General features: G+C 36.8%; 19 protein-coding genes. 11 read left to right on the top strand and 8 right to left on the bottom strand.

Features of this window, described 5'->3' with window-relative positions:
• From ACPDG9_RS04280 to ACPDG9_RS04245, 8 genes are all read left to right on the top strand, one after another.
• Complete coding sequence (locus tag ACPDG9_RS04280) at positions 1-2,415, top strand: ABC transporter permease (protein WP_430526524.1); 2,415 nt, start codon at positions 1-3, stop codon at positions 2,413-2,415.
• 19 nt (positions 2,416-2,434) lie between these two features.
• A complete protein-coding gene (locus tag ACPDG9_RS04275) occupies positions 2,435-3,247 on the top strand; it encodes a GIN domain-containing protein (protein ID WP_430526523.1) in 813 nt (270 codons plus the stop codon).
• A 7-nt stretch (positions 3,248-3,254) separates the two neighbouring features.
• Entirely contained in the window at positions 3,255-3,689 is a 435-nt protein-coding gene (locus ACPDG9_RS04270) for an ABC transporter permease (RefSeq protein WP_430526522.1), read from the top strand.
• Complete coding sequence (locus ACPDG9_RS04265; RefSeq protein ID WP_430526521.1) at positions 3,682-4,977, top strand: TolC family protein; 1,296 nt, start codon at positions 3,682-3,684, stop codon at positions 4,975-4,977. Before ACPDG9_RS04270 ends, ACPDG9_RS04265 begins: the two co-directional genes overlap by 8 nt.
• A gap of 117 nt (positions 4,978-5,094) precedes the next feature.
• Entirely contained in the window at positions 5,095-6,225 is a 1,131-nt protein-coding gene (locus ACPDG9_RS04260; RefSeq protein WP_430526520.1) for a P-loop NTPase, read from the top strand.
• A gap of 22 nt (positions 6,226-6,247) precedes the next feature.
• Positions 6,248-6,487, top strand: a complete 240-nt coding sequence (locus ACPDG9_RS04255; RefSeq protein ID WP_430526519.1) for a NifU family protein — start codon at positions 6,248-6,250, stop codon at positions 6,485-6,487.
• A gap of 109 nt (positions 6,488-6,596) precedes the next feature.
• On the top strand, positions 6,597-7,649 hold the full coding sequence (locus ACPDG9_RS04250) for an NAD(P)/FAD-dependent oxidoreductase (protein ID WP_430526518.1): 1,053 nt from the start codon (positions 6,597-6,599) through the stop codon (positions 7,647-7,649).
• A gap of 2 nt (positions 7,650-7,651) precedes the next feature.
• Positions 7,652-7,987, top strand: coding sequence for a ferredoxin (locus tag ACPDG9_RS04245; RefSeq protein ID WP_182647342.1), 336 nt, complete (start codon positions 7,652-7,654; stop codon positions 7,985-7,987).
• A gap of 77 nt (positions 7,988-8,064) precedes the next feature.
• Here the strand turns inward: ACPDG9_RS04245 and ACPDG9_RS04240 are convergent, their stop codons facing one another.
• Positions 8,065-8,763 carry a DedA family protein gene (locus ACPDG9_RS04240; RefSeq protein ID WP_430526517.1) on the bottom strand — a complete coding sequence of 233 codons (699 nt, stop codon included), beginning with the start codon at positions 8,761-8,763 and terminating at the stop codon, positions 8,065-8,067.
• A 34-nt stretch (positions 8,764-8,797) separates the two neighbouring features.
• Positions 8,798-10,051, bottom strand: a complete 1,254-nt coding sequence (locus tag ACPDG9_RS04235) for a dicarboxylate/amino acid:cation symporter (RefSeq protein ID WP_430526516.1) — start codon at positions 10,049-10,051, stop codon at positions 8,798-8,800.
• Between the two features lie 284 nt (positions 10,052-10,335).
• On the opposite strand from ACPDG9_RS04235, the gene ACPDG9_RS04230 reads away from it, so the two are divergent.
• The 3 genes from ACPDG9_RS04230 (at position 10,336) to ACPDG9_RS04220 (ending at position 14,479) form a co-directional block, all read left to right on the top strand.
• Positions 10,336-12,237: an alpha/beta fold hydrolase gene (locus ACPDG9_RS04230; protein WP_430526515.1), complete on the top strand. Its 1,902-nt coding sequence runs from the start codon at positions 10,336-10,338 to the stop codon at positions 12,235-12,237.
• A gap of 191 nt (positions 12,238-12,428) precedes the next feature.
• A complete protein-coding gene (locus ACPDG9_RS04225; protein WP_430526514.1) occupies positions 12,429-13,628 on the top strand; it encodes an aminopeptidase C in 1,200 nt (399 codons plus the stop codon).
• A 23-nt stretch (positions 13,629-13,651) separates the two neighbouring features.
• Positions 13,652-14,479, top strand: coding sequence for a mechanosensitive ion channel family protein (locus ACPDG9_RS04220; protein ID WP_430526513.1), 828 nt, complete (start codon positions 13,652-13,654; stop codon positions 14,477-14,479).
• A gap of 142 nt (positions 14,480-14,621) precedes the next feature.
• On the opposite strand, the gene ACPDG9_RS04215 is transcribed toward ACPDG9_RS04220, so the two are convergent.
• From ACPDG9_RS04215 to dusB, 6 genes are all read right to left on the bottom strand, one after another.
• Complete coding sequence (locus ACPDG9_RS04215; RefSeq protein WP_430526512.1) at positions 14,622-14,915, bottom strand: hypothetical protein; 294 nt, start codon at positions 14,913-14,915, stop codon at positions 14,622-14,624.
• A 146-nt stretch (positions 14,916-15,061) separates the two neighbouring features.
• Entirely contained in the window at positions 15,062-15,331 is a 270-nt protein-coding gene (locus ACPDG9_RS04210) for a hypothetical protein (RefSeq protein WP_430526511.1), read from the bottom strand.
• A 267-nt stretch (positions 15,332-15,598) separates the two neighbouring features.
• Positions 15,599-15,946, bottom strand: coding sequence for a hypothetical protein (locus ACPDG9_RS04205; RefSeq protein ID WP_430526510.1), 348 nt, complete (start codon positions 15,944-15,946; stop codon positions 15,599-15,601).
• Between the two features lie 50 nt (positions 15,947-15,996).
• The gene (locus ACPDG9_RS04200; protein ID WP_430526509.1) at positions 15,997-16,377 is read right to left on the bottom strand and encodes a hypothetical protein; all 381 of its coding nucleotides are present in this window, start codon (positions 16,375-16,377) and stop codon (positions 15,997-15,999) included.
• Positions 16,378-16,632 (bottom strand): hypothetical protein, encoded by a 255-nt coding sequence (locus tag ACPDG9_RS04195; RefSeq protein ID WP_430526508.1) that lies wholly within the window; start codon positions 16,630-16,632, stop codon positions 16,378-16,380.
• A 699-nt stretch (positions 16,633-17,331) separates the two neighbouring features.
• Complete coding sequence (dusB, locus tag ACPDG9_RS04190; RefSeq protein WP_430526550.1) at positions 17,332-18,324, bottom strand: tRNA dihydrouridine synthase DusB; 993 nt, start codon at positions 18,322-18,324, stop codon at positions 17,332-17,334.
• Between the last annotated feature and the right edge of the window lie 64 nt (positions 18,325-18,388).

The raw sequence follows: 18,388 nt of genomic DNA, 5'->3' as shown, positions 1-18,388 counted from the left end.
ATGTTACAGAATTGGTTAAAAATATATAAGGCACATCAAGTTAAGAATAAAGTATATTTTATTCTGACCATCCTTGGTTTAGCCATTGGGCTTTGGGGAGTGTTAGTGGCGTATCTATACTACAAAGAAGAAGTGCGTTATGATCAATGGAATCCGTACAAAGATGAGGTGTATCTGGTTAGCGCGGACTTAGGTGATGGCGATATTTGGATGTTAGCGCCCTATCCAGTAGGCTCTGCTTTAAGCGAAGGACAGCAATCTATTGATTCGTATATGTATTTGTCTAATTATCAAAATGGTAGCTTGGAGGTAGAGGGTGAAAAAAAGTTTTTTGAGAAGGGATTGGTCGTACAAGCTAACTTTTTAGATTTCTTTCCCTTTCCTTGGGTAGAAGGGACTAATGCCCTAGACAAGCCAAATAGTGTATTGGTTTTAGATACGTATGCGAAACAACTGTTCGGTGCTGAGGCAATAGGTAAAAAGATTCGCTATCAAGGCGAGTGGTACACTGTCGAAGGGATCTACTCCTTTGGAGATACGCGTAGTTCGATTGCGCCAAATATGCTGTTTTCAGGATTGGAAAAAACCATTGCTAGCAATCAGAACAATTGGAGTAATTACAATGCGAGCTTGTACTTAAAAATTAAGGATGCTGCGTCATTGGAAGAAGTAACGTCTTATATGTCGAATTTGATGTATGAAAACGTGTACGCACGCTTGGCTAAAGGGGAAGGAAAGACCGTAGAAGAGTATTTAGCAGATGAAGGAGAAAGTGTGGAACACTTTCGCTTGTTTCCCTTGTCAGGGCAACATATGATTGCTGATCAGGCGTATAATGGAACCTTAGAACAGCCGATTAATATGAGTCGACTGTATATTCTAATTGGGTTATCTGTAACCATTCTTTTGCTATCTGTGGTCAATTATATCAATTTGTCTATTGTACAAAGTTTGAAACGCCATCGCGAAATGGGGATTCGCCTTGTTGTAGGAAGTACGAATAAAACGCTGTTCGGACAATTGTTTGTTGAAAACAGTATAACTTTGTGTTTAGCCTTGGGCGTGAGCTTCGTTTTTATTGAACTGTCGCTTCCGTTTCTCCGCGTTTTTCTAGCATCTTCCCTAATTTTTAATTTGGGACAAGCTATGCAATTAGGCGTTGTTTTTGTAGTTGTACTCGCTAGTGTAGTAGCGGCTTTATTGCTGGTGATTATGCGTAGAGTTTCTACACTTAGCCTGTTAAAAGGATACTTGCTCAAGACGAAAAAACAGTTTGGCTTGCGTTCGGTTATGTTGGGAATTCAATTTGTAATCGCTAGTTTTTTTATCATTGGAACAACGGTGGTGTACCAACAGGTTAGTTATATGCTAGACAAGGATTTGGGATTTAATAAAGAGCAAGTCCTCATTCTTCCATTTTTTACCGCTAAAAGAGGAGCGGAAAGAGCCTCTTTGTATCAAACATATAAGGAAGAACTACATCAAATACCAGGAATAAACAACATTGGAAGCACTTCTTTACCCCTAGGCGGTTATGGCTATAACTCTAGCTCCATCTCCCATCAAGGAACGTCGGTACAAATTATGAATGTAGGTACGGATGGTGAATTTTTGTCCATGTTGGGAATCAAGATTGTAGAAGGGAGAGCGTTGGACAGTCGCTTTGCTTCTGATACAATTAGCAATATTATGATTAACCAAAAATTGAAGGATAAATTTGGCGATCCTGATATTGTTGGTAAACAATTGAATTGGAACAATAATGCGTTTACCGTTGTGGGAATTGTGAGCAACTATCACACGGCTGGATTTAAAACGGATTACGAGCCCATGTTGTTTTTTTGCATGCAAACTGTACCTGGGTTGTATGAAAATATCCAAGAACTCTACGTACGGTTTGATCCCAAACAAACGCAGCAAATTTTGGGTTCTATCGAACAAACCTATGAAAAATTAAATGTCTCGGACTATCCGTTTGCCTATGAGTTTTTAGATCAACGTTTTAAAACTATATTCAACAAGACTATTCAAGAGCGAAATATCTTATTGGTTTTGAGTAGCATGGTCGTGTTTATTGCTCTTTTTGGCTTGTATAGCGTGGTTTCTTTTAATCTGAGTAACCAATACAAAGCGATTGCTATTCGAAAGGTCTTGGGAGCTTCCAATCAAGAACAACTGAGGCAACTGATCAAACAATATGTGTTGATTGGATTTTTGGGATTTGGTTTGGCCCTTTATCCAAGCTACTATTTTCTCAATGCTTGGTTAAGTGATTACGTTTTTCGCATTGAGATCAGCTGGATTAATTTTGTCGTAGCGTTTTTGTTTTTAATGCTACTGACGTTGTTAGTTCTTATTCTCAAAGTACGCCAAGTTTTGCAAATGAACGTCGTGCAACATATTAAATATGAATAACCCTAAAATATAGATCAAAATGAAAAAATTAGCAATAATCTTCCTTTTAATTGGGAGTACAGTATTGGCTCAAAAGCAAGAAAAAAGACAAGTAGCAGATTTTTCTGCTGTAAAGGTATCCAGTAGTATACAGCTCGATTTCACCTATGGAGGGAGTAAAAGTGTAGCCGTAGAGGTAGAAGATGCCAAAGACATGGAGTATGTCAAAACGGAAGTGAAGAATGGCGTTTTACAAGTGTATTTTGAAACACCGAAAGGGATGATCAACTACAAAAGAGGAACGGTTCATGTACAGGTAAGTAATCCGACTCTTTCCGGGGCTTATGTGTCATCTTCGGCTAACTTAAACCTGACAAACAACGTAGTGACTAAAGATTTTAAAGGTAAGGCGAGTAGTTCAGGTCGTCTGACTACACAAGTCATTCAAGCGGATAATTTAGAGCTGTCAGCGAGTTCGTCTGCTAAAATTGAAGGTCACTTCCAAGTAGCGAATAATACAGCGATAGATGTTAGTTCCTCTGCTAAAGTTGATGTAGAGTTAAAAGCGAATAAAATGGATATAGCTGCGAGTAGCTCGGGTAAAATAGCAGTAGAAGGAATCGCAAAAACAGTAACTGCAAAAGCGTCTAGCTCGGCTAAAATTGATGGAAAAGAAATGACCGTCAAAACCTTAGAAGGCAAAGCGAGTTCATCGGGGATGATGAGTTTTACCGTTTCAGATGAGGTAAAAGGAAAAGCAAGTTCGTCGGGAAAAATAAGGGTGTATGGATCAGCTAATTTAGTTGAGGTAACCAAGTCTTCTGGAGGGAAAATAGAAAAGGTAAGCAAATAATAGTTGTATGATTTCCAATTGGATTAAGCTGTATTTCAGACATTTTAAAAAGAGTTTTTGGTTTTCCACCCTTAATATTTTAGGGCTAGCTATAGGAATGGCTGCCCTATTTGGATTAATGGCGATTGTATCGTTTAGTATTGAAAGTAGACTCAAAGAAATTGCTATTCGAAAAGTGTTAGGGGCAGATACAAGAGCGTTGGTGGTTAAATTGTCTACTCGTTTTCTGTTGTATTGTACTTTGGGATTTGTCCTTTCAATTTTCCCTGTTTATTATTTGATGCAACGTTGGTTGGAAGATTTTGTTTATCGCATAGCTATTACCGTTTGGCCTTTCCTATTAGTTTTTATTAGCTTGATGATTTTTTCGATCTTATTGGTCTTGTGGAAGTCTGTACAAGCAACACGTATAAACACACTGAAATATATAAATTATGAATAAGCTTATTTGGTTGATCGTTGGGTTCTTTTGCACTCCATTTTTATTTGCACAAGAAAAATGGACGTTGCAGGATTGTATGCGTTTAGCGGAAGAACATAGTTATGAATTGATGATCGCTCAACTTGAGCAACAGGCTGTGAGGGAGCAAGAGCAAAGTGTAGCCTCTTATTTTTTACCCCAAGTGGGGGCAACTGTGGCGCAAAGCTTTAATTATGGTTCGGCAATTAATCCGTCAACCAATGCTAGGGTGAGTTCCAATATCCAGTCATTACAAACGTCAATTGACGCTTCGATTAGCTTGTTTGATTGGTCAGATTATATCGATCAACAGCGAAAAAAAATAAATACCTCTTACGCAAACTTGCAACAAGCAGAAGTTAAATACTACTACCAACAGCGTCTATTGGACCTGTTTTTTAAGATTATTGGGACACAAGAATACCATAAACTACAAGCATTGCAATTGACTAACAGTCAGTTAAATTTAGAACGTGTGGTGAAAGAGGTAGAGGCAGGAGCTAAGCCAGTCAGTGATCAGTATGATATTGAATATATTTTTAACAATGAACAACTGAGTATACAAGTCACGCTAAATGAATTGCAAAATCAGAAATTGCTGCTCTTGCAAATGCTGGATGTAAAGGAGGAAGAAATGACTTCTTTTGAGCTGGTCTTTGAGCGGGAATTTGTTGGATTTAATTCGGATTATGAGTTCAATCCTATCTTGGAAAAAGTACGTAGTTATCAAGCGCTTTTAGAAGCGGATAAAAAGGCGTTAAACGCGAAAAGATACCCTCGGTTATCAGCCAATTATCAATGGGGAACATTCTATTCGAAACCTTTTAATACGAGTTTAGATTGGGATGTAGCATCCTTCTCTCGTCAGTTTGGAGACAACAAAAGTCACTATATCGGATTGGGAATGAGTATTCCTATTTTTCAAGGGGGAAATATAGCGCGACAGCTGAGGAAAAACAAAGTAGAAAGACAGCTGAATGCCTTGAGAATAAAGGATAAAGAGCGTTACGTTCAAAAAGAAAACGACCAATTAACACAGGAGTTAAATCAGGTTGAAAACTTAAATGAAGGATTGAAAAACAGCATTGATTTAGCCCAAAAATCCTTCCATACCACACAGGTAAAATACGAGAATGGAAAGGCAGATATATTCTCATTTAATGCAGCGAAGAATCAGTTGCTCAATGCGGAATTTGCCCTAATTCAAAACGAAATAAAACGCGTTTTTCTGGGTAAAAAAAGAGCGCTTAATTATGCGAATCACCTTTAATATCAAGTGTGCTAGTGGTTTGCATTTAGAATATATTAACATCAAAATTTCAAATATAACTGCTATATTTGCGTTAGTCAAGATTTATAGTAAAATATTGAAAACTAATCGCATATAATGAAATTAGATAGAAAAGATATTCTGAAGGCTTTAGAGACTATCTCTATTGCTGGAGAAGGGAAAAATATGGTTGAAAGTGGGGCAGTTAACAACGTAATGACCTTTGGAGATGAGGTTGTTGTTGATTTAGTATTGTCAACCCCTGCTTTGCACATCAAGAAAAGAGCAGAAGTAGATGTGATGAAAGTGATACACGAACAAGTGTATGAAAAAGCAAAAGTAAAAGTAAACATAAAAGTAGAAGCACCTGAGAAACCAGAGATTAAAGGAAAAGCAATTCCAGGTATTAAAAATATCGTTGCTATTTCTTCTGGAAAAGGAGGGGTAGGAAAATCTACGGTTACTGCCAATATTGCAGCTAGTTTAGCTAATATGGGCTTTAGTGTAGGTGTATTAGATGCGGATATTTACGGGCCTTCTATGCCTATTATGTTTGATGTAGAAAATGCAAAGCCAATCTCAGTTGAAGTGGATGGGCGTTCTAAAATGAAGCCAATCTCTTCGTACGGGGTAGAGCTATTATCGATTGGATTTTTTACCAAAGCAGATCAAGCAATCATTTGGAGAGGACCTATGGCTGCGAAGGCGTTGAATCAAATGATTTTTGACGCGGATTGGGGTGAATTAGACTTCTTACTTTTGGATTTACCTCCAGGAACTGGGGATATTCACTTGTCAATCATGCAATCACTACCTGTAACAGGTGCTGTTGTAGTATCTACTCCACAAGCAGTTGCACTTGCAGATGCGAAAAAAGGAGTGTCGATGTTTACGTCAGAAAGCATCAATGTTCCGGTGTTGGGAATTGTAGAAAACATGGCTTACTTCACGCCAGAAGAATTGCCAAACAACAAATACTACATTTTTGGAGAGAACGGAGCGAAGAATTTAGCCGAAGACTTGCAAGTGCCTTTCTTAGGGGAAGTTCCAATTGTTCAAAGTATTAGAGAAGCAGGAGACTTCGGTCGTCCAGCAGCTTTGCAAAAAGATACGATCGTAGCCAAAGTATTCGAAGAAATTACGAGAAATGTAGTAGAGCAAGTTGTTATGCGCAACGATTCTTTGCCCCCAACGGAGGCAATCAAAATTACCACTATGGCTGGATGTTCAGCAGTAGGAAAAAAATAAAACCATTTTATAGAATAAATATATGGCATCAGAAACTATCAGAGAAAACGTTATGAAGGCGTTAGACGAGATTCGCCCGTTTTTGCAAACCGATGGAGGAGATATTACATTAATTGAAATAGTTGATGACAAGCACGTGAAAGTTCGCTTAGAAGGTGCATGTACAGCTTGCAGTGTGAATCAAATGACATTGAGTGCAGGGGTTGAAACTACAATTAAAAAATATGCACCCGAAATCGAGACGGTAGTTAATGTTGGATAAAAATAACAGGTCAACTATTTGCTAAAGAACGAGTTGTCTTTCGAATAGTTGACTTTTATCATTTTTAATAAACGTTACAAGGGGTACCTTTGTATTAAAGAACTACATCATGATTGAAACCGATATAATTATTATTGGAGCTGGACCAACGGGTCTATTTGCTGTGTTTGAAGCGGGCTTACTAAAGTTAAAATGTCATTTAATTGACGGATTGCCTCAACCAGGGGGGCAATTAACCGAGCTTTATCCTAAAAAACCCATCTTCGATATCCCAGGATATCCTTCTGTAGGAGCAGCAGAATTAGTCGATAATTTAATGGAACAAATCAAGCAGTTTCAACCGGGGTTCACCCTCAATGAAGTTGCTGAAACAATCGAAAAACAAGAGGACGGTACATTTATCGTTACAACCAATAAAGGCACAAAACACCACGGAAAAGCAGTGGCAATCGCAGGAGGGTTAGGATCATTTGAACCGCGTAAACCCGATCTAGAAAACTTAGCGTATTACGAAGATAAAGGCGTTGAGTATTTCGTGAAAAAACCAGAAATGTTTGCTGGTAAAAAAATCGTTATTGCTGGTGGAGGTGACTCTGCATTAGATTGGAGTATTTACTTAGCTGATCTTGCTGCAGAAGTGTATTTGGTACACAGACGCAATGAATTTAGAGGAGCTTTAGATTCGGTAGAAAAAGTACAAGTACTCAAAGATCAAGGGAAAATTAAATTAGTTACACCAGCGGAAATTGTTGAATTAAAAGGAACAACAAGATTAGAAGCAGTGGTGGTAGATCGAGAAGGAGAACGCGAAGAAGTTGCTTGTGATTACTTTATTCCTTTGTTTGGGTTAACGCCTAAATTAGGTCCAATTGCAGATTGGGGATTAGAAATTGAGAAAAATGCGATTAAAGTGAATAACGCATTAGATTATCAAACGAATATCCCTGGGATTTATGCGATTGGTGATATTAATACGTATCCAGGTAAATTGAAGTTGATCTTATGTGGGTTCCACGAAGCAACTTTAATGTGTCAAAGTGTTTATAATATGTTGAATCCTGGAAAGAAATACGTGTTGAAATATACTACGGTTTCTGGTATTAATGGATTTGATGGTACACGCAAAGAAGCGGAAAAAGCTGTTGTTAAATCAATTGAATAATCATGTCAGATATTAAAATTACAATTATTGATAGAGAAGGTGTAAAGCACGAAGTAGACGCACCAACAGATATGAGCATGAACATCATGGAAGTGGTACGTGCTTATGAGTTAGCTCCTGAAGGTACTATTGGTATTTGTGGTGGTATGGCTATGTGCGCTTCTTGTCAGTGTTATGTACACAATGCGGATGAGGTTGATTTACCAGAGATGAATCCCGATGAAGAAGCAATGCTTTGGGAAGCATTAAATGTCAAGGAAAATAGCCGCTTAGGCTGTCAAATTGGAATCGCTCCTGAGCTGGAAGGACTAGTTGTAGAATTAGCTCCTGCAGAGTAAAATAAGGGTTAAAGCCTGTGGCTTTGACTATGAACCATAAAAAAAAGCGACGTTTTATTAAACGTCGCTTTTTTGTTTTATTCTTCTTCTGTATGTACTTCTTCAGTTTTCTTTCTTTTAGCCAATTTAATAAGGATTGGCAGGGTTGTAACTAGAACTAAGAACAGTACGATGTATTCGATATAATCTTTTAGGTTGATACCGTAACTTTCTAATAGCCAAACTTGTAGGTAATGTCCTGCAAATATCAATGTGGTCGCCCATAAGAAGGAACTGATTACATTATAAAACATAAAGCGTTTGATATCCATGCGAACAATTCCAGCAATGATAGGAGCAAAGGTTCTTACAACAGGTAAAAAACGAGCGAAGATAATAGCTCTTCCTCCATGTCTTTCAAAGAAAACTTTAGATTCGTATAGGTATTTTTTCTTGTATATAAAGTTGTCTTTTACGTTGTAGAGATAGTTTCCGCTCTTGGCTCCGAACCAATAGCCGAAGGTGTTACCTAGTATCCCAGCTAGGGCAACCAACGTGGAGAGCAGCGCTACATTTAAGAAGTCGCTTTCGATTTGAAATAATTCTTGCATTAAAGCTGTGCTGTATATACCTGCTAAGAATAGCAAACTATCTCCTGGTAAAAAGAAACCAGCAAATAATCCTGTTTCAGCAAATACAATGAACAATACAACGTAGATTCCAATAGAGTGACCTGCAATCTCTAAATTGATATAGAACTCAGGATTGATTAGTTGTGAGAAATGAAATTCGTCCATAGTTTGTTTTTATTGTGTCTTATTGTGTTTGTTTTTAACTTTCAGTAATTGGAGAACTATCGTTCTCGCTGTTGTGTTCAAATTTGTCAATTGATGCTGTTGATAGTGCATTTCCCAATACGTTTGTCATACTTCTACCCATATCACAGAAGTGGTCGATCGGTAAGATAAAGGCAATTCCTTCCGGTGGAATGTTAAACATAGCACAGGTGGCGACAATAACAATTAAGGAAGCACGAGGAACACCAGCTACCCCTTTACTCGTTACCATAAGAACTAATAACATGAGGATTTGATCTCCTAAGGTCATTGGAACATCGTAAATTTGAGCAATAAAAATACTGGCAAAAGTTAGGTACATCATACTACCGTCAAGGTTAAAGGAATACCCCAAAGGCAAAGTGAAAGAAACAATTTTAGGTGAACAACCATATTTGTTTAATTGTTCCACTAGTTTTGGAAAAACGGCTTCACTACTAGTGGTGGAAAAAGCAATCAGTAAAGGCTCTTTAACGGCCTTTAATAAGCGCCAAACATCTTTTCCGAGGATTAGGTACCCTACGAGGATTAAAACCGTCCAAAGAACAAGTAAACCGCAAAGAAAGGCAACTAAATATTTAGCATAGGTCAAGAAAATACTCAATCCATATAGCGCAACAGCACTAGCAATAGCTCCTAGTACCCCTAATGGCGCTGTCCACATGATATAAGTAACCATTTTTAATACTACTTCTGAAATGCGATCAAACAGCTTGATGATCACTTTTCCCTTCTTGCCAATGCTCGCTAAAGCAATACCAAAAAAGACAGCAAATACCACGATTTGGAGAATCTCATTGTGTGCAAATGCCTCAAAGATACTTTTTGGAATTAAATGCTCAATAAAAGTTTGTAAACTTAAAGCATTGGTGTTGGTCAATAAGTCATTAGCCGAAGAGGTGTTTGCTAAATTGAAATTTGCGTTAGCGCCTGGTTTAAACCAATTAACTAAGATTAAACCAATCCCCAACGAAACCAAAGAAGCCGTGATAAACCATCCCATTGCTTTTCCTCCAACGCGCCCCACCATTTTCATATCACCCATTTTAGCAATTCCAACAACTAGTGTACAGAATACTAAAGGAGCTATGATCATTTGAACCAATCGAATAAAGATAGTTCCAAGTAGTTTAATGTTTTTTGAAAAACCAGTAATATATTCAGGTAGTGAATAGTGAATAATGCTTCCAAAGATAACACCTAGTACTAAGGCGATGATGATAGCAATAAAAAGTTTATTGTTTTTCATAGTGAAAAAATTTGTCCGTGAAAATAGTTATTATTTTTATAATAATTCGATGTTTTAGATAAAAATAACACTTCAAATACCTTTCCAATCTTCATTAATAGCAATCTTTTTTTTAGTTTACTATTTTCCATTTCAGTAAATGCGATCTTTTTTCTCTTGATAGTGATTTTCTGCAAGAGGAAGGCTGATTGGTGCTAACTATCGCTTTAACAGTTCTCTTTTGGGATACTTTTACTAGAATCAAAAGAAAAGAGTAAATTTACGGCTAAATAAACCTACTCAATATGAAAAAAATAGTTTTGTTTGCCTTGAGTTTAGCGTGTTTTAATGCGTTTTCTCAAGAAGTAATGACAAAAGAACTCTTGTGGAAACTAGGACGAGTAAGTCCTGTTGGAATTTCCAAAGACGGGAAAAACCTTATTTTTAAGGTAACACACGCCAAAATGGAAGAGAATAGCTTTGATTCTAAAACGTATCAAATGCCATTGGCAGGAGGAAAACCCGTTGAAATTGATTCTTACAAAGATTTAGTACACAACGAAAATATTTCACCGGATGGAAAACATATTTTATTCGATGAAGCGGTTAAGATCAACAAGGTTTTAGGGAAAGACTTATACCCCTCTATGGAAAAATCAGATGCTTATGTGTTTGATGGATTGGATTATAGACATTGGGATACTTGGAACGATGGAACGCATAACCATGTTTTCTACGCGGCAAAAGACAACAAGGAAAACAAAGTGGACATCATGGAGAACGAGCCTTATGACGCTCCGCAAAAACCATTTGGAGGATCTGAGGATTACGTATGGTCTCCTGATGGAAAATCTATTGTCTACGTTTCTAAGAAGAAATTTGGAACGGATTATGCTTTGAGTACGAATACAGATTTATATGAGTACAACCTAAACACTAAACAAACGAAAAACTTAACAGAAAATAATGTTGGGTACGATACACATCCGAGCTATTCTCCTCAAGGGCATTTGACTTGGTTGCAAATGAAGCGCGATGGTTATGAAGCGGATAAGAATGATATTATCGTGCGCATGGGGGATGTGGAGCAAAATTTAACGGCTAATTGGGACGGAACGGTTGATAGCTACAAATGGAGCGAAGATGGAAGTAAGGTGTATTTCGTGGCTGCTGTTGGTGGAACAGTACAGTTGTTTGCTGTGAACTTCCCTGGTTTAAAACGCATTGCACCTGTTGTTGTACAACTAACAGATGGTGATTTTGACGTTACGGGAATCGTGGGGTTTGACGGAGATAAAGTGGTGCTAACTCGTACGGATTTTAACCATGCAACAGAGATCTTCTCTTTTGATTTAAAGAAAAAAACATGGAATCAGTTGACGAAAGTTAACGATGAACTCTATGCTAAAATTGCGTTGAGCAAAAGTGAAAAACGCATCGTTAAAACGGTAGATGGCAAAGACATGGTAACATGGGTTGTTTATCCGCCAAATTTTGACCCAAATAAAAAATACCCAACGTTGTTGTACGCACAAGGGGGACCACAATCGGCTTTATCTCAGTTCTATTCGTTCCGTTGGAACTTCCAATTGATGGCTGCTGAAGGATATATTATCGTAGCGCCAAATCGCAGAGGGATGCCAGGGCATGGAGTAGAGTGGAACGAAGCAATCAGCAAAGATTGGGGAGGAAAACCAATGCAAGATTATTTAGCAGCTATTGACGATGTAGCAAAGGAAAACTATGTAGATAAAGAGCGTTTAGGTGCAATTGGTGCTAGTTATGGCGGTTATTCTGTCTTCTACTTGGCCGGAATTCACGAAAATCGTTTTAAAACCTTTATTTCTCACTGTGGTGTATTTGACTTAGTGAGTATGTACGGAACAACTGAAGAGGTGTTCTTCCCTAACTTTGATACAGGTGGAGCATACTGGGAAAAAGACAATAAAGATGCACAAAATGCAATCCAAAACTTTAACCCAATCAACTTGGTGGATAAATGGAATACGCCTATTCTAATCATTCAAGGAGGTAAAGATTACCGCGTGCCAATTGGACAAGGACAAGAAGCGTTCCAAGCCGCACAGTTAAGAGGAATTAAAAGTAGATTTTTATACTTACCAGAAGAAAATCACTGGGTTATTCAACCGCAAAATGCCCAAGTATGGCAAGGTGAATTCTTCCGTTGGTTAAAAGAAACACTATAGGAAACGACCTAATTCGTTTGGTAAAAAAAACAGCAATTCAATTTGGAATTGCTGTTTTTTTTTGGGTCCTATAGTAAAAATAAGGCAAAGGAAAAATACATCCTATTGAAAAGATCGTTCCCCATTTTTCTCCTCGATGCGCGATCGTTCCCCATGTTTTTTTTATCTTTACCATTATAACAACAATAAAAATGAATAAAAAAACAATCCAATCCTGGGTATTGACAGCGGTTTTATCTGTTATAACGGCGTCAACGACAGTAGCACAAGACAACCTTGTTAATGCATTAAAATTAAACGCAAGTGATAAAAGTAAAGAACTTTATCAGTTTAAACCCGTTGTAGATATTGAAAACACATCGATTAAAAATCAAGGATCGTCTGGAACTTGTTGGAGTTATTCTGCCAACTCTTTCATCGAATCAGAAATGATGAGAATGGGAAAACGTCCAGTAGAAATCTCTCAAATTTTCTCAGCGCGTAATGCTTACATTGAAAAAGGAAAAATGTATGTGCGCATGCAAGGTGCTGTAACGTTAGGAGATGGGGGAGCTTTTCACGATGTGATGAATATGTATCGCATGTATGGTGCAGTACCACAAGAAGTGTATACTGGATTGAACTATGGAACGAAGAAAAATCAGTTTGCTGAAATGGCAGCGATTCAAGAAGGGGTATTAAAAGCCGTAGTGTCTAATCCAAATGGCAAGCTAACACCTAACTGGGAAAAGGCGTATACCGCTGTAATTGACGCTTATTTGGGTGAGGTTCCTCAAAAGTTTAAATGGGAAGGAAAAGAATATACACCTAAAACATTTGCAAGTGAGGTCATCGGAATTAATCCAGAAGATTATATCGAAATCGGATCGGATATGAACTATCCGTACTATGATAAATTTGTATTGTTAGTACCTGATAACTGGGCATTTGATCAAGTGTATAACGTAAAAGTGAACGAGATGACAGATATTATCGACTTAGCTATTAACAACGGATTTACTGTGGCTTGGGGCGGAGACGTAAGTGAAAAGTACTTCAGCTGGAAAAATGGCGTTGCTTATGTACCAGAGAAAGATTGGGAAGATATGAATGAAGAGGAACGCAAAGATATTTTTAACGGACCGAAAGAAGAGCGCAAAGTAACAGCTGAAATGCGACAAGAAGCGTTTGACAATTATTCGACTACAGATGATCACGGTATGCATATTGTAGGAATTGCAAAAGATCAAACAGGACGTGAATTCTATATTGTGAAGAACTCTTGGGGAGTTTCAAATGATCACCAAGGGTATATGTATATGTCAAAAGAATATGTGAAATACAAAACGACTGATTTCATGGTTCACAAAGACGCGTTGTCTAAAGACATGAAGAAAAAATTGAAAATCTAAGAAATAATTAAAAAGAGAAAGCTATGGAAATGTTAGTAAATGGATTAGAACAAATGCTCGACTCGATGTGGCATGCAATACCTAAAATTATTTTGGGTCTTATTATCTTGGGAATCGGGTCTTATTTGGTGAAGCTCATTTTGAAGATGATCCGCCGTCGTTTAGAAAAACGAGAGGTAGAGTTATCTTTACGCGGGTTTTTACTCAGTGTGGTGAAAGCAACGCTCTATATTATTTTACTTATTGTAGTGGCGGCAACCATGGGATTCCAAGTGGCGGGAATCGCAACGATTTTTGCTTCTGCGGGGTTGGCTATTGGTTTGGCTTTGCAAGGGAGTTTATCCAATTTCGCTGGTGGGGTTTTAGTTTTATTGTTTAAACCCTTTAAAGTGGGGGATTATATCTCCAATCCTAGTGGAACTGAAGGTACAGTAGAGCGTATTGACCTATTATACACAACGCTGACAGGTCCGACGGGATTAAAGATATTTAGCCCCAATGGTCCTTTGGCGAATTCGGTGATTACCAATTACTCCGAGATCACGTCAAGAAGACATGATTTTGTGGTAGGAATCGGTTATACCGAGAATATCAAAGAAGCACAAAACATTATTTTAGGCGCATTAGCCAAACACAAAGCCGTATTGCAGAATCCTGAACCACTTGTGTTTGTTAGTAGTTTAGGTGATAGCTCGGTTGATTTAAACGTGCGTACTTGGATTGGTAAATCCGATTATTGGAATACGGTATATGAAATTCAACAAATTGTCAAAGTAGCTCTAGACGAAGCGAATATCGAAATTCCTTTCCCACAACGCGATTTGCATATCGTTTCAGATAAAACGAAATAGGTTTTTGGAAATCGAAACGAAGGGAAGATTCATCGAATACCAAAACAAAATATAAATTCGGTGAGATAGAGAAGAGAGAGGAAATTCTAATTCATCATCTCACCATCCTGTAAAATAAAAAAGACCTCATTCGAGGTCTTTTTTATTTTACATCAATAGAAGAATAATCTAATTTTTTCAACTTCATGTCAATATAAATAGAATACCGAAAATGCTGTTCCTCATCTTCAATTTCATAGTAGATAATATCTAGGTTTTTAGATGGATTTAATGGATCGTATGTTGATTTAGTGAAGAATAAAAGTGCTGAATGTAGTATGTTCTCATAATCGGATGGATGAAATTGAAAAGAAACAAAGTGAACAATATTGCCTTTAATAGGGTATATATTTTCCTCTTCTATTATCTCATATTCATGTTGAATTTTAAGCTTCAAAATTTCTTCAATTTTACTAATATCATGCGCAATAGGAAATTCAGTATCCTTACATGATACGAATAATAAGAGCAAAAAAAATATATAGTATTTCATCTTAGTTTATCGAAATAATGGTTGTGAATTCCAGCTTTCAGATCGAGTGATTATTCGTCTATGTAGTAGTAATTGACATATTTTTCAAGTGTGTTTATCGATATAAATTCAATTCTATTTCGCGTGTCATCTGTTATACTATATGTGATTAGATTGTCTTGATGATTACTTTTGTCAAACCTTGTTTTCGCTGCTTGATAGAGGGTGTTGAAATCTACCTCAGAAAATTTTACAGTAATAGAATGAGAGGTATCACCACCATAACTGTAATCATTTTGTGAATCTAGGATTTCGTATGAATCGTCTATTGTAACGTTCAAAATGTCTTCTAATCTTTTAATATCATGTTGAATGCTAGTAGTATCATCACATGATACCATTAGTAAAATTAAAACAAACAAACAGTATCTCATCTAATTTCGTATTGATGTAGTTCTTATAAATCGTATCACATAAGGTGTGCCCTGTTGATTGTAAAAAGCACCCCACAATGTTCCAACATCTCTTGTAATTCCTTTGAGATCTAAATTAAATCTTATATCAAAATCATAGGTGTTAGGGATGGTGATAAAAGAAGATAACGTTTTTTATTCCGCACTAAAAGAGTATTTAAACGAATGAGAAATAGTGTCCAAAGAAAAGTACTCTATGCTATTGTCTTTCTCTATATTATAAAAATAAACCTGCTCACTTTGATCAAACTTTCCTTTTACAGCTTGATATACACGGAGATAATCTTTTTCAGAAAGTTTTATTGTGATAGCATGATACATATCTGCTCCCCATGCAGTTTCCTCTTGTTTACTTAAAATCTCATAAGTGTCACTTATCTTAACATTTAGAACGTGTTGTATCCTGTGAATGTCCTTTTGATCTCTAGAATGATCCTTACAGGATAAAATTAAAAGAAGGAATAAAAATATATAGTATTTCATCTTATTTTATCGAAATAATGGTTGTGAATTCCAGCTTTCAGATCGAGTAATTATTCGTCTATGTAGGAGTAATGAACTTCTTTTTGTTGCAGGTCAATATAGATAGAATACCTTAAATTTCTTTCTTCGCTTTCTTTTTCGTAATAGATAATGTCTAAATGTTTACTTGGATTTAATGGATCGTACTCTATTTTTTTAAAAAATAAGAGGGCTGATTTTACTATTTTATCATAATCATTAGCTGAAAATCTTATACTAGCTGCATGATAGGTATCGCCTATAGCATATTCCTTTTGTTCTTCTATAACGCTATATTCATCAGCGATCTTAATGGCTAAAATTGTTTCTGTTTGTTGAATATGATATTGAATCATATCATCACTATCACAGGATATAAAGATAAAAAACAATATATAAATACAATATCTCATCTAATTTCGTATTGATGTAGTTCCTAAAAATCTTATTTCATACGGTTTTCCAAATTGATTATAAAAGGCTCCCCACAACGTTCCTACATTTCTCACTATTTCTCTTGTCGACAGATTAAATCTTATATCAAAATCATAGGTGTCAGGTAGAGCCATCACGCGATTAGGTCCTATTAAGACTAAGGCAATGGAACCATAAATCAAAGCTTGTTTGGGATTAGTATAATATGCTTGATCAAAGTTTACATAGATCATTGGATGTTTTTGATGTTTTTTGTTTGTGTCTTTAAAATCGTTAACCCTCACTCGTGATAAATCTAAGGAAGATAAATTGACATCAATGGGGGCACCTTTACCTAATCGATAGTGCCATACCGCATCTTCAAAGGTGAAGTCGTTTAAAAATTTCCTTTGGAGAAAAGGAAACTTTTTGGCCTATTCTTTATAGGCTTTATCCATATTTTCTTTCTCCTCTCTTTCTCTTCGTTCGAAGTACCCTTCTTTGGAGTTGTAACTGGGCATTTTGTAAATTGTACTCATCGCTTTTTTCTGTAAAAATAGTGAATTATTTTTGTTTTGTGTTTTTTTATTGAATATATTGTTTCGTATTAACTTATTTTAGTAGTGAAAAACAATAGGATGAATAAGCAACAAACAAAAAAAAGACAAAAAAAAGACCTCCAATCGAGGTCTTTTTTATTTTTTAAGGATACTCATTACCCATCACTCATCACCGATAACCTTTAGATTCGCTTTTTTGCTTTTTAGCAAGTTGCTTTTTCGTCAGATAATCGATTAAAGAAAATATATTTTTAATTGTTTAGGAGGTCTAACCGATTAAGCAAATAACTAATTAACCCATCAAGAGAATTTCGGATTAAAGAAAATATATCCTTAAATCAGAAAATTCATCCGATAACCGATCTCTGATAACCGATCTCTGATAACCCATCACTATTCAATCACATAATCGCGGTATTCTTCAGCGATTTGGTCAAACAAGTTTAGTAGTTCTGTTACATCATCTGTGGTCACTAATTTGAGGCGATGCGGTTTAAAACCGTGAATTCCCTTGAAGTAATTGGTATAGTGGCGACGCATTTCTACAATACCCAAACGCTCTCCTTTCCATTCTATCGACCAAATTAAATGGTTTTTAGCCGCTTCTAAGCGATCTTCAATCGTTGGAGGTGCAAGTAGTTCTCCCGTCTCAAAATAATGCTTTATTTCGTCAAAAATCCAAGGATACCCAATAGCAGCTCTTCCAATCATCATCCCATCTAAACCGAATTTCTCTTTGTATTCTAATGCTTTTTGTGGGCTGTCAATATCGCCATTTCCGAAAATTGGAATTTGAATACGCGGATTGTTTTTGATGCGTTCAATATGGGTCCAATCTGAATGTCCTTTGTACATTTGTGCACGTGTTCTGGCGTGAATCGTCAAGGCCTGAACTCCCACGTCTTGTAAGCGTTCTGCAACTTCGTCAATATTGATGGAATCTTCATCCCAGCCCAAACGCGTTTTAACGGTTACAGGTAAGGACGTACTATTCACAACGGCTTTGGTTAGTCGAATCATTAAGTCAATATCCTTTAGTACACCAGCTCCAGCTCCTTTGCACACTACTTTTTTTACTGGGCAACCAAAATTAATATCCACCAAATCAGGACGAACGGTTTCTACGATACGCGCAGACATCGCCATAGCTTCTTCATCTCCCCCAAAAATTTGAATACCAACCGGGCGTTCGTAATCAAAAATATCCAACTTCATCTTGCTCTTTATTGCATCGCGAATTAATCCTTCAGAAGAAATAAATTCGGAATACATCAAATCCGCCCCGTGTTTTTTACACAAGCGACGGAAAGGAGGATCACTTACATCTTCCATAGGTGCCAGAAGAAGCGGATGATCGGGTAGTTCTATATTGCCAATTTTAATCATAATCGTTTTCGATATTTCCTGCAAAAGTACAATATTTTATTTTTTCGTTTTTTAGAACTTTTGC

Origin of the sequence: Myroides sp. C6-3 (assembly GCF_050522425.1) — a bacterium.
Lineage (GTDB): Bacteria > Bacteroidota > Bacteroidia > Flavobacteriales > Flavobacteriaceae > Flavobacterium.
Note: the sequence above shows the minus strand (reverse complement) of the source record. Positions and strands in the feature narration are given on the sequence as shown.

Bases quoted from the DNA above. Each gene is read 5' to 3' on its own strand.
- ACPDG9_RS04280 (WP_430526524.1), top strand. From the start codon at position 1: ATGTTACAGAATTGGTTAAAAATATATAAGGCACATCAAGTTAAGAAT.
- ACPDG9_RS04275 (WP_430526523.1), top strand. From the start codon at position 2,435: ATGAAAAAATTAGCAATAATCTTCCTTTTAATTGGGAGTACAGTATTG.
- ACPDG9_RS04270 (WP_430526522.1), top strand. From the start codon at position 3,255: ATGATTTCCAATTGGATTAAGCTGTATTTCAGACATTTTAAAAAGAGT.
- ACPDG9_RS04265 (WP_430526521.1), top strand. From the start codon at position 3,682: ATGAATAAGCTTATTTGGTTGATCGTTGGGTTCTTTTGCACTCCATTT.
- ACPDG9_RS04260 (WP_430526520.1), top strand. From the start codon at position 5,095: ATGAAATTAGATAGAAAAGATATTCTGAAGGCTTTAGAGACTATCTCT.
- ACPDG9_RS04255 (WP_430526519.1), top strand. From the start codon at position 6,248: ATGGCATCAGAAACTATCAGAGAAAACGTTATGAAGGCGTTAGACGAG.
- ACPDG9_RS04250 (WP_430526518.1), top strand. From the start codon at position 6,597: ATGATTGAAACCGATATAATTATTATTGGAGCTGGACCAACGGGTCTA.
- ACPDG9_RS04245 (WP_182647342.1), top strand. From the start codon at position 7,652: ATGTCAGATATTAAAATTACAATTATTGATAGAGAAGGTGTAAAGCAC.
- ACPDG9_RS04240 (WP_430526517.1), bottom strand. From the start codon at position 8,763: ATGGACGAATTTCATTTCTCACAACTAATCAATCCTGAGTTCTATATC.
- ACPDG9_RS04235 (WP_430526516.1), bottom strand. From the start codon at position 10,051: ATGAAAAACAATAAACTTTTTATTGCTATCATCATCGCCTTAGTACTA.
- ACPDG9_RS04230 (WP_430526515.1), top strand. From the start codon at position 10,336: ATGAAAAAAATAGTTTTGTTTGCCTTGAGTTTAGCGTGTTTTAATGCG.
- ACPDG9_RS04225 (WP_430526514.1), top strand. From the start codon at position 12,429: ATGAATAAAAAAACAATCCAATCCTGGGTATTGACAGCGGTTTTATCT.
- ACPDG9_RS04220 (WP_430526513.1), top strand. From the start codon at position 13,652: ATGGAAATGTTAGTAAATGGATTAGAACAAATGCTCGACTCGATGTGG.
- ACPDG9_RS04205 (WP_430526510.1), bottom strand. From the start codon at position 15,946: ATGAAATACTATATATTTTTATTCCTTCTTTTAATTTTATCCTGTAAG.
- ACPDG9_RS04200 (WP_430526509.1), bottom strand. From the start codon at position 16,377: ATGAGATATTGTATTTATATATTGTTTTTTATCTTTATATCCTGTGAT.
- ACPDG9_RS04195 (WP_430526508.1), bottom strand. From the start codon at position 16,632: ATGATCTATGTAAACTTTGATCAAGCATATTATACTAATCCCAAACAA.
- dusB (WP_430526550.1), bottom strand. From the start codon at position 18,324: ATGATTAAAATTGGCAATATAGAACTACCCGATCATCCGCTTCTTCTG.